This is a genomic window from Rhodococcus pyridinivorans, from assembly GCF_900105195.1.
Classification (GTDB): Bacteria; Actinomycetota; Actinomycetes; order Mycobacteriales; family Mycobacteriaceae; genus Rhodococcus; species Rhodococcus pyridinivorans.
In genome coordinates, this window is the sequence record NZ_FNRX01000002.1 from 4,249,985 (window position 1) to 4,270,080 (window position 20,096).

Below are 20,096 nucleotides of genomic sequence, written 5' to 3' on the forward strand. Positions count from 1 at the left end.
GAGTTCCCGTTTCGTCGAGAAAGCTCGGACTAATCGGACTCTACCGGCTCCGTACCGACCTGGTCACCGTGAACTTGCGGTTGCGGCCCTCGACGCGGGTCGGCCCGACGATGCCCGACAGCGCGGGGCGGTAGTCGAGGTGGCGGTTGTAGACCGTCCACATCTGTCCTCCCGGGCGGAGGATCCGGGCTGCGGCGTCGAACATCTTGTGGGCCGCGCCGGTGTGCACGGCGGCGCCGATGTGGAAGGGCGGATTACACACCACGAGGTCGACCGACCCGGCGGCGATCGAACTCGCGGCGTCGTCGCGGAGCGTGTCGATCCGGTCGGCGAGCCCGTTCGCGGCGGCCGTCTCCGCGGCGGAGGCGACGGCGGAGGCGGAGTGATCGGTCGCGATCACGCGAACGTCGGGCAGTTGCCGGGCGAGCATCGCGGCGAGGATGCCGGTGCCGCAGCCGAGGTCCACCGCGATCTGCTCGTCCGTGTCGTTACGGGGGAAGTCGAGACGGGGGAAGAAGTCGAGGAGGAAACGGGTACCGATGTCGAGGCGCGGGCCGGCGAAGGCGGCCCCGTGCGCGACCACGGTGAGGCCGAGTTCGTCGAGCCTCTCACGGACGGGATACGAGGCCGGTCCGGGCGTTGCTCGGCGCGCGGTGAGCACACGCGACTTCTGCCGTCCCCGCGACGCGCGGACCTCTGCGAAGGACGCAGCGAGGACGTCGTTCATCGCAAGGCTGATGTGCTTGTCGCGGCCACCGGCGAACACGACGACCTCGGGGTCGGCGTGGCGGGCCACGATCTCGGCGATCTCGGTGAGCGCCGACAGCGAACGGGGAAGACGCAGCAGTACCACTCGGGCACCGGCGAGCAGGTCCGCGTCGAGTCCGCAGGAACGGTAGCGGTCGGTGAGATCCTCACGCTCGGCGTTCGCAGCCAGGGCGCGTTCGGCCACCACCGAGTCCTGATGCACCCGGATCCGCTCCGCGCCGAACCGGACGGCCGCACCCAGGGTCAGGGCGCCGTACTGGTCGTCGACGACCACGATCGTGCCCGGCGCTGCGGATTCCAGTGCGGGCGCGGCTTCGTCGAGGAGCAAGCGATCGGCCCCGTCGACGGCGAACAGGTTGGGCGCTTCCACATCCGGGAAGCGCCTCAACCTGTCGTACAACTCGTCGATCACCACTCGACCGTCAGCACTCGCCCTTTCCGGCGTTCTCGATGGCACGCAGGGTGTCGGCCTGCTCCTCTTTGCTGAGATCCTGCCAGGCCGGGAGCTGCTGCTGGGCGTCGGCGACGGCCTGGGCCGCTGCCACGCGGTCCTGGCCCCACTCCTCGAGCTCGTCGAGGTAGGGCAGCAGAGCCTCGCAGTTCTCCTCGTAGCTCTTACCGAGTTCGACGCTGGTGCCCGAGGTGCCGGCCTCCGCCGAAGCCGAGGTGCTCGTCGTGGTGGTGGTCTCCTCGGCCGAGTCGGATCCGTCCGAGGATCCACACGCCGCCGCAAGCAGGACCACACCTGCACCGAACAGCGCCGCGAGAGTCTTCTTCATCTATGTCCCACTTCTGGTCGCAGTGTCGTTTCGTCCGTTCCCGGTGAGGCACCGTGGTCCGGCCGGACCACGTTAGAACAGGGGCGACGCACGATCTGCGGCGGGCGTGCACATTTCGAGACTATCCTGGGGAAACGGCTTCCCGAGGTGATTGCGCCGATGACCGAGAACGATCCGGCCGCCACTCAGCGCGCGCCGATTGTCGACGTCGCAGAGACGGACATCGTGCGCGCGCTGCACGATGCCGGTTTCACCGACGCCGTGGAGATCGGCCGCGGCGGCTTCGGTGTGGTCTACCGCTGCCGGCAGGCCGAACTCGACCGCGACGTCGCGGTGAAAGTGCTGCGCCGCTCCCCCGAACCCGCCGATCTCGAACGCTTCCTACGCGAGCAACGCGCGATGGGGCGGCTCTCCGGCCACCCCAACATCGTCACCGTGCTGCAGGCCGGCGCGACGGACACGGGCCTGCCCTATCTGGTGATGCACTATCACCCGCACGACTCTCTCGACACCCGCATCCGGCGGCACGGACCGATCGCCTGGCCGGAGGCGGTCCGGATCGGGGTGAAGGTCGCCGGTGCACTCGAGACGGCGCATCGTTCCGACGTCCTGCACCGCGACATCAAGCCCGGCAACATCCTGCTCACCGAGTACGGCGAACCGCAGCTGACGGATTTCGGTATCGCCCGCGTCGGCGGCGGCTTCCGCACCACTGCCGGTGAGATCACCGGTTCCCCCGCGTTCACGGCACCGGAGGTGCTGCGCGGTCATGCCGCGACTCCGGCCGCCGACGTCTACGGCCTCTCCGCGACCCTGTTCGCGGCGATCACCGGTCACGCCGCCTTCGAGCGGAAGGAGGGCGAGAAGATCGTCGCGCAGTTCGTGCGCATCACCTCCGAGCCCGTCCCCGACCTGCGCGGCGAGGGCATCCCCGACGACGTGTGCGAGGCCCTCGAGCGCGGCATGGCGACCGATGCCGAGGACCGGCCGCAGACGGCCGCCGAGTTCGGCGATCTGCTCCGCGACGTCCAGCGCGCCCACAACCTGCCCATCGACGAGATGGCGCTGCCCGGGTCACCGCCGTCCGGCCCGCTCCCGCCGCGTTCGGCGCCACCGCTCACCGGACCGGCCTCGACGGTCTCCGGCCGGTCGTCCACGGTCTCGGGACGCACCGGTCCGTCCACCGCACCGTCGACCAGGTTCCGGCCGCCCTCGACCTCACGTCCCCTGATCGAACGCAGCCGTCTGATCTCGTTCCTGCGGGCAGGCGGACGACGCCGTCTCGTCGCCATCCACGCCCCCACCGGCTTCGGTAAGTCCACCCTCGCGACGCAGTGGCGCAACGTACTCGCCGCCGAGGGAGTGCCGGTCGCGTGGTTGACGGTGGACAGCGACGACAACAACGTCCTGTGGTTCCTCGCGCACCTCGTCGAGGCCATGAAGCAGATCCGGCCGGTCCTCGCGCGCGAACTGGGCCAGATCCTCGACGCGCACGGCGACGAGGCCGAACGGTACGTACTGTGCACGCTCATCGACGAGTTGCACCGCACCGACACCGCGGCGACGCTGGTGATCGACGACTGGCACCGCGTCACGTCGACGGAGACCGTCGCTGCCCTCGAGTTCCTGCTCGACCGCGGATGCCATCACCTGCAGCTCGTGGTGACGAGCCGCAACCGATCCGGACTTCCGCTCAGCCGCATGCGTGTTCGCGACGAGCTGGTCGAGGTCGATTCGACGGCATTGCGGTTCGGGGTGGACGAATCGAACGCCTTCTTGCGCGACATCGGCGGGATAGACCTCGGCCCCGAGGACGTGGAGGATCTCACCCGCACCACGGAGGGCTGGGCCGCAGCCCTGCAGCTCGCGTCGTTGTCGTTGCGCGACAGCGACGATCCGTCGTGGCTCATCGAGAACATCACGGGTCGGCACCACGCGATCGGTGAGTTCCTCGCCGACAACGTGCTGGCCGGTCTCGAACCCCGGATGTACGAATTCCTCCTCGCGACGAGCATCACCGAATCGATCAGCGGCAGCCTCGCCGCGGCGCTCACGGGCGATCCGCGCAGCCAGGCGATGCTCGAGGAGGCGGAGGAACGCGACCTGTTCCTGCGGCACGTCGACGACGAACGCGTGTGGTTCCGCTATCACCACCTGTTCCTCGACTTTCTGCGTCGACGTCTCGAACGCGACCATCCCGAGAAGGTCGCGGACCTGAATCGCACCGCCGCCGACTGGTTCGCCCGCAACCGCATGCTGCAGGAGGCCGTCGACCACGCCCTCGCCGCCAACGACACCGACTTCGCCGTCGACCTGCTCGCCGACGACGGCATGTACCTGATGGAGCACGGGCACATCGCCACGCTGCTCGCCCTGATCGACAAACTGCCGCCGCGGGCCGTCGCAAACGATCCGCGCCTGCTGCTCACGCAGGCCTGGGCGAACAGTGCGCTGCTGCGGTTGGACCGATGCCGCAGAACCCTCGCGGCAGTAAGGGAATTGCTCGACCGTGGGGTGACGGACAGCTACGACGTCGAAGCACTCCACATCGAGGCGGATGCCGTCGAGGCGTCGATCCTGATGAACTCCGACCGCATCGACGGCATCTACGAACTCATCGCGCCGTGCCTGGAGAATCCGACCTCCGTGCACCCGTGGGTGGTGGCGGCCGCAGCCGACTTCGCCTCGTACGCCGACATCTTCCGCTTCGACTTCACCTCAGCGATCCGGCGGCAGGAATGGGCGGAGCCCTACCACCGCGAGACCCGCGGACCGTTCGCGTCGATCTACGGTCAGTGCCTGTGCGGCATCGCCGCGAACGAACGACTCGACGTCGCCTCGGCCGAGAAGTACTTCCGCACAGCGCTGCGCCGAGCGCGACGAAACGGCGGAATCCACACCCACGGAGGGCGTCTCGCCGCTGCCATGCTCGGAGAGCTGCTCTACGAACAGGGACGGACCGCCGAGGCCGAAGCACTGCTCGACGAGAGCAACCTGCTCGGAATAGAAGGCGGTGGAACGGATTTCCTCATCGCTCGCTTCGGTACCGCTGCGCGCCTGAAGATGTTGCAGGGCAACCGGGAGGAAGCCGTCGCCCTGCTCACCGAAGGACTGCGGGTCGCGGCGCTGCACGACCTGCCGCGCCTGCGGGCACGCATCGAGAACGAACGGGTCCGGCTCGGAATCGCCACTCCAGGCCCCTCGACACGCACGATGCCGGAGAACACCACACCCCACCCCGACGGAACCGTCGAGATCACCCTCCAGATCGAGGACTCCACCGCGATCCGGCTGCTCAGCGAGAACGGGGAGCCCGAGGCGTCGGAACAGGCCGTCGGATGGGCGCGGATGTGGGTACAGCGCACCACCTCGCGTCCCCGCGCCCACCTGCAGGCCCACCGTCTGCTCGCCTCCTGCCTGCACGCGGCCGGACGCATCGAGGAGGCCGAGGAGACCCTGGCCGTCGTGGTCGACGCGTGCGCGGCGCGCGGAATGGTGCGCTATCTGACCGACGGCGGGCCACACGTGATCGCCACGCTCACCTCGATGCGGGTACGGATCGAACAGGGTCTGCGGCCTGACGATCGGCCACGGATCGACCTCGGGTTCGTCGACGAGGTGCTGCGATTGGTGGACACCGAGCATCGTCCTGTCGTGTGAGCCCGGTCGTGACGGGAACGCGGTGTGAAGCCCGCCGATTTCGGGGACACTGCCGAGGTGACGGACCGATACGACAACTCCATCCGGACCCGGCGGTGGGCCCACGGGAAACTCGCCGACGAAGGTTTCCCGCTCTCAGCCGTCTCGGAGCATCTCGCCGATCCCGAGGCCCTCGTCTGGGTGGATCTGTGGAATCCCGAGCACACGGCTCTGCTCGAACTCGCCGAGGAATGGAACCTCGACCCGCACGCCGTCGAGGATTCGCTCGCACACGGCGAGCGCACGAAGGCCACCCGCTACGCCACCCATACCTTCCTCACGGTCTACGCGACACACCTGTTTCCGGATTCCGAGGACGAGAATCAGGCGCACGAGTCCCGGCTCCGCACCACCCGGATCTCCGCCTTCGTCCTGCCCCGCGGCGTCGTCACCGTTCGCCGCGGCACTCCCTTCGACATCGACGAGGCGGTGCGCAGGTGGGACGAGAACACCGACCTGCTGCAGTACGGACCGGGTGCGCTGATCCACGGCCTGCTCGACACGGTCGTCGACGGGCAGTTCGAGACCATCCAGGAACTCGACGACGCCGCCGAGGACCTCGAGGACTGCCTCTTCGAGGACGGCGCCTCCACCCGGCAGATCCAGCGACGCGTCTACCGGCTCCGCAAGGAACTCGTGCAGCTCCGGCGGGTCGTGCTGCCGATGCGCGAGGTCGTCAATGCCGTCCTGCGGACCCGCGCCGAGAGCAACCACCACCCCGAACTCGACAGTTCCTACAACGACCTCTACGACCACGTGATGCGTGCTGCAGAGTGGACCGATTCACTGCGCGAGATGGTGAACACCGTCTTCGAGACGAACCTGTCGCTGCAGGACGCGCGCCTGAACATCGTCATGAAGAAACTGACGGGATGGGCCGCGATCATCGCCGTCCCCACGGCCGTCACCGGTTGGTACGGCATGAACGTGCCCTATCCCGGAGTAGGCGAGGCCTGGGGACTGATGAGTGGGGTCGGGATCATGGTCGTGTCGGCGATCGTTCTCTACGTGCTCTTCAAGCGCCGCGACTGGTTGTGAACCCCGCGTTGCTCGGTGAACGGCTCTGTTCAGAGGAAAACTACGAGCAGCACGACGATCACGACGACCACCGCGACGGCTGCGATCACCGCACCCGCCGAACGCCGGCGCTGCACCGGCCCGTCGCGGACGAGTTCGGGATCGGCGTCGGGCGCGTCCCCGATCGGGTCGTTGTTCTCGGGACCGGAGTTGGTGGGATGCGACATCGGTCTCCTCCTGGCTGTCTGTGTCGAAGTCTGACACGGACGAGCCGGTCGTGTTCGGTTTCAGGCTGTTCGGGTGGGGTACTCCGTCAGAGCAACGTTCGATGACACAGGAGGACCCCATGGCCGACTTCGTCGATAAGGCAAAGCACAAGGCAGAAGAAGCGGGCGGCAAGATCAAGGAGAACACCGGTCAGGCGACCGGCGATCGTGATCTCGAAGCCGAGGGTCGCGGCGACCAGGCCTCCAGCGGTCTGAAGCAGGCAGGCGACAAGGTCTCGGACGCCGTCGAGAACGTCAAGGACGCTTTCAAGAAGTAGCCCTTGAACTGCGCGGTGCCGGTAGTTGCGACTACCGGCACCGCGCTGTGTCGGTGCGTGCAGCACCCCGCTCTCACGGGGTGCTGCCGGGACTACTTCGAGGAGGTGCCTTCGGTGTCGTCGAAGAAGTGCCAGGTACCGTCCTGCTCGTTCTGCGCCTCCATACGCCAGCCGAGTTCGCTGTTGTCGGCGCGCTGGTCGACGAACCAGGCGTGCGCGTCGTCCGCGCTCTCGATTTCCTTGGTATCCACGACGTTCCCGGTCGGGTCGATCACTCTGTAGGTAGCCATGCCGAGTGTCTTCCCACGCGACTCGCCGGTCAAACGTCGCGCGAACCTTCTGGTGTAGGGTGGAGACATCGTTCGGCTCGCACATGATGAGCAACCTCGCACCACAGTGCCCGAAGGTTCCGAACCGGACGTGAGAGTTCCCCGCCGCGTGTACCGCGGCCCCTCTTCTTCGCACTGCCCCACGGCCGGGTCTACCCGGCCGCACCCGAAAGGACGGCCATGAGCCAGAACAAAGAATTCGACGGACCCCTCTTCCTCGCGCCCACCACTCCGGAGACCGACGCCGAGACCGAACCCGTCACCGCTGTCGCCGAAGTGGGCGGTCCCCACGACTACACCTCGATCTTCTCCGCGCGCGGCGCCTGATCCCGCCTCATCCGACTGTGAAGCTACCGACTCGGTCGGCTGCGAAGTCGGCGAGCGTCTGCGATACCTGCTCGGGCCGCCCGTCGTTCTGATCAGCGGCCGCAGTGAGTACATCGATGTGCTTGTATCCGGGCAGCACCCACCTGCGTTCGTTCGGATGATCCCTCTCCGGCAACGGGATCCCGCCGCTCGCCACCAGCGTCACCACAGGATTGCGCGCGACACCGTCGCGGTGGAGATGCCCTTCGAAGCGGGTCGCCGATGCGAGGTCGAACGGAAGCCTCGACGGGAAGTACCACTCGGTGAAATCCAGTGGTGGCTCCGACAGATTCCGCGCCAGCTCCGCGATCGACGTCACCTCGCTCCCCCGATCGGTGTACCGCGCCTCGTCGGGTGACGACGCCCCAGTGCCCACCTCGTCGTAGTCGAGCCACCGGTAGACGACTCCCGGATCCGCGAACACCGCCGGCGACGCCTTGAGCGCATCGCCGAAGAATCCCGACCCGAGCACCTCCGGCGTGGCGGGAACAGGAAACAGCTTGTCGCGCACGGGCGCCCCGGTAATGAATCCGACGCTCACCTGCAGGAACCCCAGCGGTTGCGAATTGTCGTCGAGGATCGCGCCGAGCACCGCCTCGTTGGTCGCGTTCAACGTCCGCACATCCGGGTCGCCCGTCGCGAACATCGCGTAGTCCCCCGACAACAGAGTGCGCAACGTCCAGTCGATGTTCGGGTTGTCGGGCATGCGCGGGACAATGCCGTCGGTGCTGTCCGGGTCCAGTCGCGCGGCGAGTCCGGTGAGTGCGAGCAGATTCGTCGTCTCGGGATTGATGACCGTGGGAAGTGCCAGCACCGGCGATGCCGTCGAGATGGAGCCGAAGAACGCATCGACTGGCGCCGAGACCGCTTCGGGCAGATCCGGGAGGGCACTCTGCCCGGGGGAGGGCGCTCCCGCCTCGATCACCGTATCGAGCGCAAAGTACCCGCCGCACTGGTTGTAACCGGCGTCGCCCGTGGTGGCGGGATCTCCGTCGAAGTCCCATTCCGCGAAGTAGCCGGTGATGAAACCACCGAGAGAATGTCCGCCGCACAACACTTTCCGTTTCCGCAGTTCCGGGTCGGAGAGTTCGTGACGCAGCAGGTCGTACTGGTCGCGCAGCGTCTGCTCGATGCCGACATGCGAGAGCCACGCGACGTCGGCGCCGCTCGCGTGGCCGGCGAATCGTCGCCCGTCCACTTCGGCACCGCGGAAGTAGTAGTCGGTCGCGGTGTCGAGCGAACCCGTCCGCAGTGCCGCCCGGGTACCGGTGTGGTCCTCGAGGCAGTTCGATCGCCGGTCGAGTGCCCAGAACTCGACGTGGGCACCACGGGCCGCGGCCGCGACGACGGTGTTGCGCGCGACGCTCTCGAACGCGCCCGCTCCCTCGAAGATCCCGGGCTGGGCGACGAGGATCCGGTCGGCGTCGGCCGAACTCTCCGGTCCGTCGGCCGACCGCCACCGCAGATACGACAACCGGTCGCACGCGGCGGGTCGCGGTCCCGCTTCCGCCGGCAGCGGCACGGGTATCGACACCACGGACCCGAGCACCTCGCCGGCCAGCGGCGCCGACGAGTCATACGGCATTTCGGTGCGTCCGCTCGTCTCCGCCGACACCACCGATGCCGTCAGGACACTTCCCATCACCGCCGCAGCCATCGCGGCGCCCATCATTGCGCGCATCCCATCCCCCGATCGGTTCGTGCGTATTGAACACCGTTGCGGGAGTCGGGTCTACGGAAACAACAGAAGAACGGACCCGTCGGAGTTCACCGACGGCCCTTCATCGTCCGCGCAAGGGAGAGACATGCGCAGAGCGACGGTCCCTGCCGTTCGGGGGAGGTGGCAGGGACCATCACTCGAAGAGTCGGGATCTTCGATCCTTCCGTTGCGGGTGAAATGTGAGGGTGACATCCTGACCTGGGCATTTCCGTAACTTCGGGTCACATCTTCCGTTCTGCTCCCGTCCCGGCGGCCCCAGGAGGGCATGGTGCTAGGGTCGCCCGTGACACGGGGTGCTCCGCACGAGCGGGGCTGAGATCACACCCGTCGAACCTGACCAGGTAATGCTGACGAAGGGATGTCCCGACATGACCACGCCTGTACCCACATCGATCCGTCCCCTGCCCGCGCAGTGAAGGCGCGGCGGACTCTCGCCGGACTGCTCACCCTCGTCGCCGCACTCTCCGCGGTCGTCGGGTGCTCGTCCGATTCCGGGAGCGACACCATCCGATTCGCGTTGGACTGGACGCCCAACACCAATCACACCGGCCTGTACGTGGCGCAGCAGGAAGGTCTGTTCGCCGATGCGGGTCTCGACGTCGAGATCCTGCCGTACAACAACGCGACCCCCGACACCCTCGTCGACGCGGGTAGCGCCGAGTTCGGAATCTCCACGCACGCCACATCGACCATCGCCAGAGCCGCCGGGTCCCGGACCGTCGCGGTCCTCGCACCGCTGCAGCACTGGGCGACGGGGATCGCCGTGCGGGCCGACAACGCCGAGATCACGCGGCCGGCGGATCTCGACGGCAAGACCTTCGCGGGCTTCGCCAACCCTGGTGAGGACGAGATGCTCGCCGAAGTGATCCGCAACGACGGTGGTCGCGGTGAGTTCGAGAACGTGACGCTCGGGACGTCGTCGTACGAGGCCGTCTACTCGTCGACCGCCGACTTCACCGTGTCGTACCTGGCGTGGGAGGGTCTCGAGGCCGAGCACCGCGGCCTGCCCATGCGGTACTTCGGCTTCACCGACTACGGCTTCCCCGACGCGTACGCGATCGTCGTCGACGGCAACGAGGACTGGATGACGGAGAACCCGGAGCAGGCACGCGCTTTCGTGCAGGCGCTGCACCAGGGTTACCGGATCGCCGCCGACGACCCCGATCGTGGAGCCCGGGCGCTGCTCGAGGCGAACCCCGGGGCCTTCCCCGACGAGGAACTCGTCTACGAGAGCCAGCGCATGCTCGCCGCCGAGTACATGCGTGACGCCTCCGGCGCCGTCGGAGTCCTCGACGCCGGGAAATGGTCGGGCTATGCCCGGTTCCTGTACGAGAACGGCGTGCTGTCCGGACCCGACGGCAGCCCGTTGACGACCGAGCCGGACTGGTCGACCTATGTCACCGATGACTACCTCGAAGACCGATAGCATCGGCCGCGCACGTCGGCTCCTTCCCGCGCTGCTCATCGCCGGGGCTCTGGTCGCGATCTGGCAGTCGTACGTCGTGGTGAGCGGTGTCCGCCCGCAGGTGTTGCCCTCCCCCGCACGCGTTCTCACGCAGGGGTGGTCTCATCGCGTCGACATCGCCGGGCACGCCTGGTCCACTCTGCAGGTCACGATGGTCGGGTTCGCCGTGTCGCTGGCACTGGCGTGGGCCCTCGCGATCGTCGTAGACTTCTCGCCTTGGTTGCGGCGGGCCCTCGTGCCGTTGTTCGTGGTGTCGCAGACCCTGCCGATCATCGCGATCGCGCCGTTGATGATCATCTGGTTCGGTTTCGGACTGCTACCGAAGATCCTCGTCATCGCGCTGGTGACGTTCTTCCCCGTCGCGATCGGGCTGCTCGAAGGGTTCGCGGCGGCCGACCGGGAGGCGGGCGCGTTGCTACGCAGTATGGGCGCGTCGCGGTGGCAGCAGTTCCGTTACGTGCGCCTGCCATCCGCGCTCCCCCGCTTCTTCACCGCCCTGCGGATCGGCATCACCTACGCCGTCGTGGGTGCGGTGTTCGCCGAATACGTCGGCGCGACATCCGGTCTGGGCATCTACATGAGCACGCAGAAGAACTCGTTCCGCACCGATCTCGTGCTCGCTGCCGTAGTGGTGACCGCTGCTCTGTCACTCCTGCTGTACGCGCTGACGTTCGTCGTCGAACGGATGGTCGCGCCGTGGGCGCTCACGAGGGGTGAGAGATGAATGCGGTGACGGTGGCCTCGGTCCACAAGTCGTACGGCGACCGGGCGGTGATCGACGGCATCGACTGTGCTGTGGAGCCCGGCGAGTTCGTGTCCCTCATCGGGCCGAGTGGGTGCGGCAAGTCGACGCTGTTCTCGATCGTCGCGGGACTCGAGCAACCCGACACCGGAGAGGTTCTCGTCGGCGACTCCCCCGCGGCACCCGCGCAGGTCGCGCTGATGCCGCAGAAGGACCTGCTGTTCCCGTGGCGGACGGTGCTCGACAACTGCACACTCGGGCTCGAGGTGCAGGGTGTACAGCGATCCGACGCTCGTGCCCGCGCCCGCGAACTGCTGCCGACCTTCGGCCTGGCCGGCTTCGAGGACGCTGCCCCGCACCAACTGTCGGGCGGTATGCGTCAACGCGCGTCGCTCGCACGCACGGTGCTGCAGGGGCGCGACGTGCTCCTGCTCGACGAGCCGTTCGGCGCACTCGATTCGCTGACCCGCACCGAGATGCAACTGTGGTTGCAGCAGGTGTGGCAGCAGCATCGGTGGACGGTGCTGATGGTGACGCACGACGTCCGCGAGGCGGTGTTGCTGTCCGATCGGGTCGTCGTCCTCGGTCCGCGACCGACGCGGGTGCAGCACGAGGTGCGTGTGCACCTGCCCCGACCTCGAACCCTGGAGACGTGCGTGTCGAGCGAGTTCGTGGCGCTCGAACACGAGCTCATGGAGGTCCTGCACCGGTCACGACACGAGGAGCAGCAGAGGTTGCCCTCGGGATAGTCGCCGGCCGAACTGTTCGCCACCAGTGCATCCGCTACAAGATTCGCTATCCGCTACGGCAAATTGTTGTAGCGGATAGCGAGAGCGGTAGCGGATGCATCGGGGACGACCCCGGACCTGTGCCCCCAGTGGGACTCGAACCCACACTGTGCGGATTTTAAGTCCATTCGATACCCGTAGTGCGGCATAGTGTGATGCCGCCACCTGGTGTTATTCGCCGTGTGGCACAGGTTGGACCTTGCTCATGTGGCGTGAGTTGTGACAACTCCGTGACAACTTTCGTCTCCCTTCGCTCTTCCCCGGAGGAACCCATGAAACGTGTCCACACCATCGACAGCTGGGCGACGATCGCCATCGCGGTCCTCGCATTCGGGCTGTCCTACACCAAACTCGTCGACCTCGCGGAGCGCGCCGGCTACGGCACCTACGCCGCCCACGCATGGCCGCTCATAGTCGACGGACTCACCATCGTCGCAACCCGCGGCGTCCTGAGACTCGACACCGGCCGCAGCTACGCCTGGACGCTGTTGGCCGCCGGCACTCTCATGTCCATGGTCGCAGCCGTCGCGACTCAGCTGCTGCCGCCGGGGCCGCTGCCCCCCTTCGCCGCCGCCGCGGTGTCGGTCGTGCCGCCGCTGTGCCTTCTGGTCGCACCTCACCTTGCCGTCCAGCTGTCACAGGCTGAGGAGGTGCGACCCGAGTGCGACGTCCCCGAGGTCGAGCCTGCGCCGCCGGTAGTCGAGGAGGTCGCACCCGAATCGGAACCCGAGACAGTCGACCGTCGCGCCTGGGCGCTTGAGCTGCTCGCCACCACCGACATGTCTCAGCGCGCCGTCGCAAAGACAGTCGGGGTGACCGAGACGACGGTGCGACGGTGGATCAAGGCTGCTGAGGAGGTGAGTGTCGGTGCGTCGTCGTAGACTCTTCGCTGCGCGGGCGGTGGGGACTACGGTTCCGGGAAGCACCGCCCGCGCTCCTCATTCCTAAGTGCTCGAGCATCCCCATAACGGACAGTAGGTCGCGAACCTCGTCGACGTTCATGTGAGGTTGGACGCGACGGTTGCTGGTTTGGTTCCGAGACGACGAATGACCCCCGCTCTCCGAAGAGAACGGGGGTCATTTCATGCGGGGCCGCGGGATGCGTTACGAGCGGCTTCGGATTGCGACTCGGCGTAGATGCGGGACAATCCGGTACATGACTGACCACGAGCTTGCTCCGTACCTGGCTATCCCGATCAGAGAAGGGATGGCACTCGACCGCGCATGGTCACTTCTCCGAACAGTCGCAGAACAGAACCCTGACCTCGCACCGGAGCCTTTCAGTGAAGCGGTACTCGCCGCCGTCGCTGAGTCCGAATACCCCATCCGCATTTCGCAGTGATGAACCTCGCCTCCAAAATTCGCGAAGTCTTGTGGCGCGAGGCCGGCGATCACCACTCGGTCTTGTGGCTGTTCATCGTGAACGATGTACTCGGACTATTCATCTTCCCCGCCCGAATCCGCACACAGCTACTGCGGCTCTTCATTCCCGGCATCGACCGCCGGGCCATCATCCGCGCGCATGTCATATTCAAGTCGAGCAACGTGCGGATAGGTCCGGGGACTGTGGTTTCCTACCGGGTGATGTTCGATACCCGAGAGGGAATCACAATCGGCCGACGCGTCTCCATCGGAGCCGACGCCCGGTTCCTGACATCGGACCACGACAGCTCCGACCCTAAGCGGCGGTCGGGGCGCGGCTTCGGATCGCCGATCACCATCGGTGACGGCTCCCGGATCGCTGTGGGATCGACAGTCCTTCCCGGCGTCACCATCGGCGAGGGCGTGATTGTCGGCGCATGTTCGGTGGTGCGCAGCGACTGCGAGGACCACACCCTGTACGCCGGCGTCCCGGCAGAGGCGAAGAAGCCCCTACCCGTCTAGGCGCTCGAGCGCATCGCGGCTCAGTCACTTTTGTCTGGCTGAGCCGCGATGCAATGCCCTAGACGATTCCCTGACCGGTCAGGTCTTGCCACGTGAACTGCCCCATTTGAAACACCGTTCCCGATGCGGGCGAGTTATCGAGCGTGAAGGCAGGCCGGAACGTGTACGACGACAACCCCGCCGGCATCGTCCATTCCTGCACGTAACTGCCGAGTTCGTACCCTTGCTCCACTCGGAACCCGAAAAGTTTGTCCTCCGTGGACACGGGCTGCTGCGCGAGCCGGAACGTGATTCGACCTGCACCGGGACGGACAAACTTGGACTTGAATCCGAGTCGGTACCTGCGTCCCGCCACAAGCGTCTGAGTGGCGCCAACGAATGTAGTGACTCCCGAACCTGATCCGTCATAGGTGATCGTCAACAGTTTTCCAGCGACGTCGGCATGATCGGCCTGCGTCACTACAGCCCCGGTGCCGAGGCTGCCCGACCAGGACTCGACGAAGGTGCCGACCTTGTTCATCATGATCGGCTTTTGCATCAGTAGTGAGGCGTCGGGTTCGGAGTGCGCGAAGTCGAACGCCCCGAATGTGGGCAGCCACGGCGCGAGTGTGTCGTTGAAGAGTTTCGCCAACGCCTTCGCTCCGGCCGCGTTCGAGTGCACACTGTCGCCGTCGCTGTATGCGGGAAGCCACTTGTTCGTGGCGGGGTCGGTGAACAGTTTGTGTGAGTCGATCAGCGGAACACCCAGTTCGCGTGCGCGACGGCGCAGCCACACGTTCAGCTTGTTCACGAGCGACGCGTCGACGATGTTGTCGAGGGGCTGCACTGTGACGATGATCGGCATGATGTTCGCCGCGATCAGCTGGGTGTAGACGGTATCGAGTGCGGCAAGAGTGTCAGCGAACATGTCGATGCTGTTCTGCCCGCAGTGCACCACACACGCCCACGGCTTCGCTGCCATCGCGACGGGTAGGTGCTCGTCACGTACCTGCATCGCGGAGTATCCACCGGTCGCGGCCTGCCCTGCGTATCGCCACAGTCCGTTCGATTGGATCTGCGCCCATCCGACGTAGGCGGCGTCGGTGAAGTACCCAAACCCGACCTTGTTGTGCCCGACGTAGGACGCTTCGGAACCACGAGCGATCGAGGACGAGCCGATGAAGAAGATGTCGCGTGGGCCACCACGGCGGCGGTATTGGGTTTCGGTGAAGAGTGGGGCGTGGTTGCGTTTTGCGGCAGCCTTCGCCATACCGAGGGTCACAGGGTCCATCGTTACTGCACCTCGATCTTGGTCAGGTTGCCATTCGTGTATGTGTACTTGCGGGTGACCCCGGCGCGGGTGTCGGTGTCGACCGTGCCGTCCGCGTTGTACGTGTACGTCGTGGTGATGCCGTCCTCGGTCACAGAGGTGACGTTGCCGTTCGCATAGCCGATGGTCTGCGAGGCAGGGAACGCCCGCCCATAAGTGGAATCCCCGACCCGTGTGATGTGGTCGTCGACGGTCTCCTCGGTGACCAGGCGCTGTGACGCCGGCCGAGTACCTGGTGATGTCATGGATCAGACTCCCGTCACGTAGGGGACGCCGTCGACGTCCAGAGCAATCGAGCCACCACCGGTGGCCGAGGTATCGAAGTAGGGGACGCCGTCGGAGTCGAGGAAGATCCCACCGCCTCCCCCGCCGGCGCCGGCCTCGGCCAGGCGATGCGCCTCAACGATCCCTTCCTCAATATGATCGAGCGCCGCCGCAGTGACCGGCGTCGTATAGTTCGGCCGGTCCCGCCACTGCGAATGAAACTTGCTGTAAGCCATCACGGCCCCTTCGCTCATATAGTTCGGCCAGAAATCGTGTCAACCGCGTAGCCGTACGACGTCGAATAAAACGACTTGACGTTCGCCACCTCGAACCCCCACCGGGTGAACGTCGAATCCACCGGGAACGCATTGCTCGAATCGGTCCACACCAAAATCTCCACACCGTCTCGCAGCAGCGCGTACTTGTTGCCCTGGACACGAAACACGAGCGTGTTCCCAGCCGAGAACGTCAAGCTGGTGCGGTTCGCAACCTGCGTCGCAGTACCGTTCTGATAGGTGTTGATGTATGCCGCAGAACCGGTGACACCTCCGACCACATAGGTGCGCTGCGTGATACCGGTGCCGCGAACGATCGCTCCCACACCACGATCGGCGTCGAGCGTGCCCGTCGGAGCAACAATGGTGAACTGCACTTCCTGGTCAATCCCAGGTAGCGACACCGAATTGAGCGATGCGTGTATGTTCGTGGTGTTGTTGCTGCCGCCGGAGCCAGCCTGAGCCTTGTTGCCAGCAATGACCGGAGCCATCGAAAACGACTGCCACCCCGCGCCCAACGCGCCATCGGCACGGTTGAATGTGTCCGAGCTCCCCGCGATCGTCGTCCACGCCTGCACCTCGACCGGAATATCCACGACCGGGCTGAAACTCGGGAAACTCGATAACCCGACCTCAACAGGCAACGACACATCCACAGTCATCGCCACCGACCCGCCGATCGCGTCCGCCACATAGTCGACCCGCATATCCAGCGGAATCGTCACAGCAGCCGACATCACCCCGATCGCAGTCGCCGAGACCCCAATCGACACGGGGATCTCGATGTCGAGTTTCGGACGCCACGGCATCACCGAAGGTACCGTGCCCCGCGATGCTGCAGATACCCCTACCAGGGGGCGTTTCGCCACCGACATCGACACAACCCCTGGAGGTGGCCACACCAACGACCAGCCACCCGGGAACGTCAACGACCCCGGGAAGGTAAGAAGACCCGGGTACGTCATCAGGACCCCTGAGGAACCTGGAAGATCGGTGAAATCTTCAGCACACCCTGACCGGGGAACGTGATGCCGTTGATCGCCTGCGACCACAAGTAAGTGCCGCCTGTCGCTGCCGTCCAGCACCCGATGTGTGTGTATGTTCCTGCCGGAATATCGAACGACACCTCGGTGCCCACCACGCTGCCATCCGAAGCGCCACCGGTCCAAGTTGTCTGTTTCCGTGCATACGCCGGTGTGCCACCGGTGACCTCTCCGTTGCCGGTCGTCGTCGGATCTGATGTGTGCAAGCTGATATATGCGCCCTGAGCGGTCGCGGCGAGGGCCACGGATTCGCGGAACGCATTGGTCATCTTCGCCATGGGTGTCTCCTACTGTTCTCGCTTGACCGTGCCGCGGTACCAGCACCAGTCCTGAATCTCCGCGCCGTCGATCGGCGGCGGATAGTGCACCAGCAGACGCCATGACGGTGCTGGCCGGTCCGGGATCGCATCCGTCGATGTGGACTGCACCCAGAACGACACCTCATCGGCGGATACGTCCTCGGCCGGCCAGGTTGCTAACACTTCTGCGTTCATCGCATTCGATTTGGTGATCACGATTTCCGCTGTCGTTCCTGCTGGAAAGTCCGGATCTGAAGGGTGTTTGCGGTAGATGTGGATGAAGTCGGCGCCGCGAGTGAGGATCAGGTTCTCGCGCACCGGGGAGTAGCCTGCCATCTAGTTTCCTCCCAGAATTCCCTTGCGGGCCTTGCCGGCACGCTCTGCTTCCAAAACCCGCGCCTGCTCGGCAGGGTCGGCGTTGTTGAGGTAGTCGTTGACTTCGGTCACTGTGTGCGCGGCCGGGTCGAACATGTCCGATTCTGGAGGGTTCTCCGCGCCAGGCCCAACGAGCGAATAACCGCCGGCCAACTGCAGCGCTAGATAGTGATTCGGCTCGTCCGTGGTGTACGTGCCGGGCTGAGCACGCACTTCCCGCCCGTACACACCGCCGTCTGGGGTCGACAACACCACTGTCATCTGCCCGGGCTGACCGTAGATGCGGGGACGGTGGTAAACGATGATGTGGTCGGTTCCTTGAATGGGCGGGTCGATCTGGTACAAGGTCGCCAGACCGGCGAACCCTGCGATACCGTCCGCCACGATTTTTGCTGTCGGCAACACAATCTCCTTCACACCAAAGTGGTGAACTGCAGGGGGGCCGACAATTCCGAAGCGTTATCACCGAGATCGACGGCCTGCACTCTGACGGTGTACGTGGTCGCGGGCGTCAAGTTCACGAAGTCATTCGACGTGGTGTTGACCACCCCATAACGTGTGCCGTCCAGGAACAGCACATAGTGCTTGACCATCACGTCATCGATCGACGCCGTCCACGTCACCTTCGCTGACGTCGCCGTCAGATTGGCAATCGCGAGGTTCGTGGGGGTCGAGGGGGCAACACCGAGTTCGTCCGCCACATACACCGTCACGAACACGGCACCCGCGGCGCCGTTTCCTCCGGTGCCGACGCCCCCGTATCCACCACCACCTCCGCCTCCGGGCGCAGATGGCCATCCGCCATGTCCGCCGTTGCCGCCGCGGCCGAAGATGCTGGTGCCTCCAGCACCGCCGCCGCCAGCGGAGCCGACACCGATCTGCCCTACGCCGACGCTGAAACCATGCCCGCCGTTACCGCCGTTGCCTCCGGTTCGGAGTCCACCGGATCCACCGGGGTTGAAGGGTCCGTTACCACCGGCCGAGCCGTTGAGGGTTTCGTTTCCGCCGTCACCGCCGCGAATCTTGTAGGTGCGTGCACCGGAACCGTAGTTGTCGGCGGTGGCCCCGTAAACGGTCAGGTAGCTTCCGAACGATGTTGAACCAGCCTGCTCCGGGGAACCTCCGGTGGTGCCGGGACCGATGGTGACCGACACCGCATTTGGGAGGTCTTCCAGTTCGGATCCGGTGAACGTGGCTCGGTCCCACCCACCGCTGTATCCGCCGGCGCCACCTCGGGTGTTGCTTACGCCGTTGCGGCCACCGGACGATCCAGAAAAAGCATCGACCACGACTTTGTACGCGGCCGGATGCTTCTCCCACACATCGGATTCCGAGTAGGTGTAGAGGAAAGCCCGCTCTGATCCGAACACGACCTCGTCGATCCGGTTGTCGAGGCGAACCACTTCACCGTTGAACAGGGGTGCGGAGATGAACTCCGACTTCATGTTGTTCTGGGCGCCGTTCCATGAGCCTTTCCAAGCTCCGTTGGTGGCTTCGTTCTTCGCTTGTTCTTCGGTCTGCGCCTGCCGAGCAGCGAATGCTCCTACGCCCAGCGATCCGTCGGGTGAGGCGCCATCAGGTGAAGTCACCGCTCCTCCTCAACGTCCTCATGCTGGAACTCCCACAGCACAATCAGCCGATGCAGCAACGCCAGCAACAGCACAATGACGGTGACAGCTCGTACTTCGTTGCGCCACGTGTAGTCGCCGAGCCACCACACCGATATCAGCTGCAGCCCGATCAGACCGAGAGCGGCCGCCGTGTACATCAGGGTCTTGCCGGCCTCGGTGGTGCGCCACGGAGAACGGAACCCGTACAGTGCGACAAACAGCCACGCCAGGACTGTCATGGTCGTCAGCAGAATGCGGGCTTCCTCCTGCGGATCGAACACCGCAACCACCACACCGCAGGCGACCGCAGCCACCGGCAGAATGATCCGTCTCATGCGTTCCGCCTCCTCATCGCCGCCGCGGCAGACGCACCAAACCCGTTCACCCTGATGTGTTTCTCCGCAAGTTCGGCCAAGCGCTCCACATACTCGCGTTGCGCCTGCACCTGCTCGAGCCGCTGCTCGGTCACGATCCGCTCCGCCCGCGCCCTCTTCACCGCCGTGGATTCGGGCTTCTGCTTCTTTCTCCACCACGTCACAGCCCCTCCCCTGCACCGAGTTTTTTCAGCGTTTCGGCCATGTGCACCGACAGTTCGATCTTCGGGATGAGCAGGGAGATTTGAGACGCCTGCTCGTCGATGATCTTGCGTTGCACCAGCTTGTCTTCGCGGTGCTCTTCGATCTGCCGGTCCTTCTCGGCGAGTGCAGCTCGGTGCTGCCTCCATGGGACGAGGCCGCCGAAGATGATGAGCAGTATGACTGCCGAGAGGATGCCGCCGAGGCCGATGTCGGAGGTGAAGAACGCCGAGAACTGCTCCATG

Annotated in this window: 26 protein-coding genes and 1 riboswitch; of the genes, 10 read left to right on the forward strand and 16 right to left on the reverse strand. The window is 65.6% G+C overall.

Features of this window, described 5'->3' with window-relative positions; genetic code table 11:
* Positions 1-40: 40 nt before the first annotated feature.
* Positions 41-1,183 carry a class I SAM-dependent methyltransferase gene (locus BLV31_RS19975; protein WP_064060084.1) on the reverse strand — a complete coding sequence of 381 codons (1,143 nt, stop codon included), beginning with the start codon at positions 1,181-1,183 and terminating at the stop codon, positions 41-43.
* A 7-nt stretch (positions 1,184-1,190) separates the two neighbouring features.
* Positions 1,191-1,547: a hypothetical protein gene (locus BLV31_RS19980; protein WP_064060085.1), complete on the reverse strand. Its 357-nt coding sequence runs from the start codon at positions 1,545-1,547 to the stop codon at positions 1,191-1,193.
* Positions 1,548-1,706: 159 nt separating this feature from the next.
* Here BLV31_RS19980 and BLV31_RS19985 point away from each other — a divergent pair, with 159 nt between their 5' ends.
* Positions 1,707-5,207, forward strand: a complete 3,501-nt coding sequence (locus BLV31_RS19985) for a serine/threonine-protein kinase (RefSeq protein ID WP_072740532.1) — start codon at positions 1,707-1,709, stop codon at positions 5,205-5,207.
* A 57-nt stretch (positions 5,208-5,264) separates the two neighbouring features.
* The gene (locus BLV31_RS19990; protein WP_064060089.1) at positions 5,265-6,284 is read left to right on the forward strand and encodes a magnesium transporter CorA family protein; all 1,020 of its coding nucleotides are present in this window, start codon (positions 5,265-5,267) and stop codon (positions 6,282-6,284) included.
* A 29-nt stretch (positions 6,285-6,313) separates the two neighbouring features.
* On the opposite strand, the gene BLV31_RS25090 is transcribed toward BLV31_RS19990, so the two are convergent.
* Positions 6,314-6,490 carry a hypothetical protein gene (locus BLV31_RS25090; RefSeq protein ID WP_162836410.1) on the reverse strand — a complete coding sequence of 59 codons (177 nt, stop codon included), beginning with the start codon at positions 6,488-6,490 and terminating at the stop codon, positions 6,314-6,316.
* A gap of 119 nt (positions 6,491-6,609) precedes the next feature.
* Between BLV31_RS25090 and BLV31_RS19995 the strand changes: the two genes are divergently transcribed.
* The gene (locus tag BLV31_RS19995) at positions 6,610-6,807 is read left to right on the forward strand and encodes a CsbD family protein (protein WP_019288742.1); all 198 of its coding nucleotides are present in this window, start codon (positions 6,610-6,612) and stop codon (positions 6,805-6,807) included.
* A gap of 92 nt (positions 6,808-6,899) precedes the next feature.
* Here the strand turns inward: BLV31_RS19995 and BLV31_RS20000 are convergent, their stop codons facing one another.
* On the reverse strand, positions 6,900-7,097 hold the full coding sequence (locus tag BLV31_RS20000; protein WP_006553868.1) for a hypothetical protein: 198 nt from the start codon (positions 7,095-7,097) through the stop codon (positions 6,900-6,902).
* Positions 7,098-7,316: 219 nt separating this feature from the next.
* On the opposite strand from BLV31_RS20000, the gene BLV31_RS25095 reads away from it, so the two are divergent.
* On the forward strand, positions 7,317-7,463 hold the full coding sequence (locus BLV31_RS25095) for a hypothetical protein (protein WP_162836409.1): 147 nt from the start codon (positions 7,317-7,319) through the stop codon (positions 7,461-7,463).
* A 7-nt stretch (positions 7,464-7,470) separates the two neighbouring features.
* Here BLV31_RS25095 and BLV31_RS20005 read toward each other — a convergent pair whose 3' ends face one another.
* Complete coding sequence (locus BLV31_RS20005) at positions 7,471-9,183, reverse strand: hypothetical protein (protein WP_248846167.1); 1,713 nt, start codon at positions 9,181-9,183, stop codon at positions 7,471-7,473.
* Between the two features lie 318 nt (positions 9,184-9,501).
* A riboswitch (TPP riboswitch) is annotated at positions 9,502-9,598 on the forward strand.
* On the opposite strand from BLV31_RS20005, the gene BLV31_RS20010 reads away from it, so the two are divergent.
* The 6 genes from BLV31_RS20010 (at position 9,581) to BLV31_RS20030 (ending at position 14,101) form a co-directional block, all read left to right on the forward strand.
* The gene (locus BLV31_RS20010) at positions 9,581-10,648 is read left to right on the forward strand and encodes an ABC transporter substrate-binding protein (RefSeq protein WP_259443599.1); all 1,068 of its coding nucleotides are present in this window, start codon (positions 9,581-9,583) and stop codon (positions 10,646-10,648) included. It overlaps the preceding riboswitch by 18 nt.
* The gene (locus tag BLV31_RS20015) at positions 10,626-11,411 is read left to right on the forward strand and encodes an ABC transporter permease (protein WP_019288745.1); all 786 of its coding nucleotides are present in this window, start codon (positions 10,626-10,628) and stop codon (positions 11,409-11,411) included. The genes BLV31_RS20010 and BLV31_RS20015 overlap by 23 nt, the downstream gene beginning before the upstream one ends.
* Complete coding sequence (locus BLV31_RS20020) at positions 11,408-12,178, forward strand: ABC transporter ATP-binding protein (protein ID WP_064060088.1); 771 nt, start codon at positions 11,408-11,410, stop codon at positions 12,176-12,178. The genes BLV31_RS20015 and BLV31_RS20020 overlap by 4 nt, the downstream gene beginning before the upstream one ends.
* 311 nt (positions 12,179-12,489) lie before the next feature.
* Entirely contained in the window at positions 12,490-13,098 is a 609-nt protein-coding gene (locus tag BLV31_RS20025) for a DUF2637 domain-containing protein (protein WP_064061847.1), read from the forward strand.
* A 275-nt stretch (positions 13,099-13,373) separates the two neighbouring features.
* Positions 13,374-13,559, forward strand: a complete 186-nt coding sequence (locus BLV31_RS24785; protein WP_139192974.1) for a hypothetical protein — start codon at positions 13,374-13,376, stop codon at positions 13,557-13,559.
* Positions 13,559-14,101: an acyltransferase gene (locus BLV31_RS20030; protein ID WP_081263521.1), complete on the forward strand. Its 543-nt coding sequence runs from the start codon at positions 13,559-13,561 to the stop codon at positions 14,099-14,101. The genes BLV31_RS24785 and BLV31_RS20030 overlap by 1 nt, the downstream gene beginning before the upstream one ends.
* Positions 14,102-14,159: 58 nt before the next feature.
* On the opposite strand, the gene BLV31_RS20035 is transcribed toward BLV31_RS20030, so the two are convergent.
* The 11 genes from BLV31_RS20035 to BLV31_RS20085 form a co-directional block, all read right to left on the reverse strand.
* Positions 14,160-15,371 carry an SGNH/GDSL hydrolase family protein gene (locus BLV31_RS20035; RefSeq protein WP_064061848.1) on the reverse strand — a complete coding sequence of 404 codons (1,212 nt, stop codon included), beginning with the start codon at positions 15,369-15,371 and terminating at the stop codon, positions 14,160-14,162.
* Between the two features lie 2 nt (positions 15,372-15,373).
* Positions 15,374-15,655, reverse strand: coding sequence for a hypothetical protein (locus BLV31_RS20040; RefSeq protein ID WP_064061849.1), 282 nt, complete (start codon positions 15,653-15,655; stop codon positions 15,374-15,376).
* Between the two features lie 3 nt (positions 15,656-15,658).
* The gene (locus tag BLV31_RS20045) at positions 15,659-15,910 is read right to left on the reverse strand and encodes a hypothetical protein (RefSeq protein WP_139192976.1); all 252 of its coding nucleotides are present in this window, start codon (positions 15,908-15,910) and stop codon (positions 15,659-15,661) included.
* Between the two features lie 14 nt (positions 15,911-15,924).
* Positions 15,925-16,761, reverse strand: a complete 837-nt coding sequence (locus tag BLV31_RS20050) for a DUF7257 domain-containing protein (protein WP_064061851.1) — start codon at positions 16,759-16,761, stop codon at positions 15,925-15,927.
* 152 nt (positions 16,762-16,913) lie between these two features.
* Complete coding sequence (locus tag BLV31_RS20055; RefSeq protein ID WP_064061852.1) at positions 16,914-17,270, reverse strand: phage tail fiber protein; 357 nt, start codon at positions 17,268-17,270, stop codon at positions 16,914-16,916.
* Between the two features lie 9 nt (positions 17,271-17,279).
* The gene (locus BLV31_RS20060; protein WP_064061853.1) at positions 17,280-17,627 is read right to left on the reverse strand and encodes an LtfC-like domain-containing protein; all 348 of its coding nucleotides are present in this window, start codon (positions 17,625-17,627) and stop codon (positions 17,280-17,282) included.
* Positions 17,628-18,083, reverse strand: coding sequence for a hypothetical protein (locus tag BLV31_RS20065; RefSeq protein WP_064061854.1), 456 nt, complete (start codon positions 18,081-18,083; stop codon positions 17,628-17,630).
* The gene (locus tag BLV31_RS25740) at positions 18,080-19,255 is read right to left on the reverse strand and encodes a fibronectin type III domain-containing protein (protein WP_139192977.1); all 1,176 of its coding nucleotides are present in this window, start codon (positions 19,253-19,255) and stop codon (positions 18,080-18,082) included. Before BLV31_RS25740 ends, BLV31_RS20065 begins: the two co-directional genes overlap by 4 nt.
* Positions 19,252-19,611 (reverse strand): putative phage holin, encoded by a 360-nt coding sequence (locus BLV31_RS20075; protein ID WP_064061856.1) that lies wholly within the window; start codon positions 19,609-19,611, stop codon positions 19,252-19,254. Before BLV31_RS20075 ends, BLV31_RS25740 begins: the two co-directional genes overlap by 4 nt.
* Complete coding sequence (locus BLV31_RS20080; RefSeq protein ID WP_064061857.1) at positions 19,608-19,814, reverse strand: DUF7620 family protein; 207 nt, start codon at positions 19,812-19,814, stop codon at positions 19,608-19,610. The genes BLV31_RS20075 and BLV31_RS20080 overlap by 4 nt, the downstream gene beginning before the upstream one ends.
* Positions 19,811-20,095, reverse strand: coding sequence for a hypothetical protein (locus BLV31_RS20085; protein ID WP_064061858.1), 285 nt, complete (start codon positions 20,093-20,095; stop codon positions 19,811-19,813). Before BLV31_RS20085 ends, BLV31_RS20080 begins: the two co-directional genes overlap by 4 nt.
* Position 20,096 lies beyond the last annotated feature (1 nt).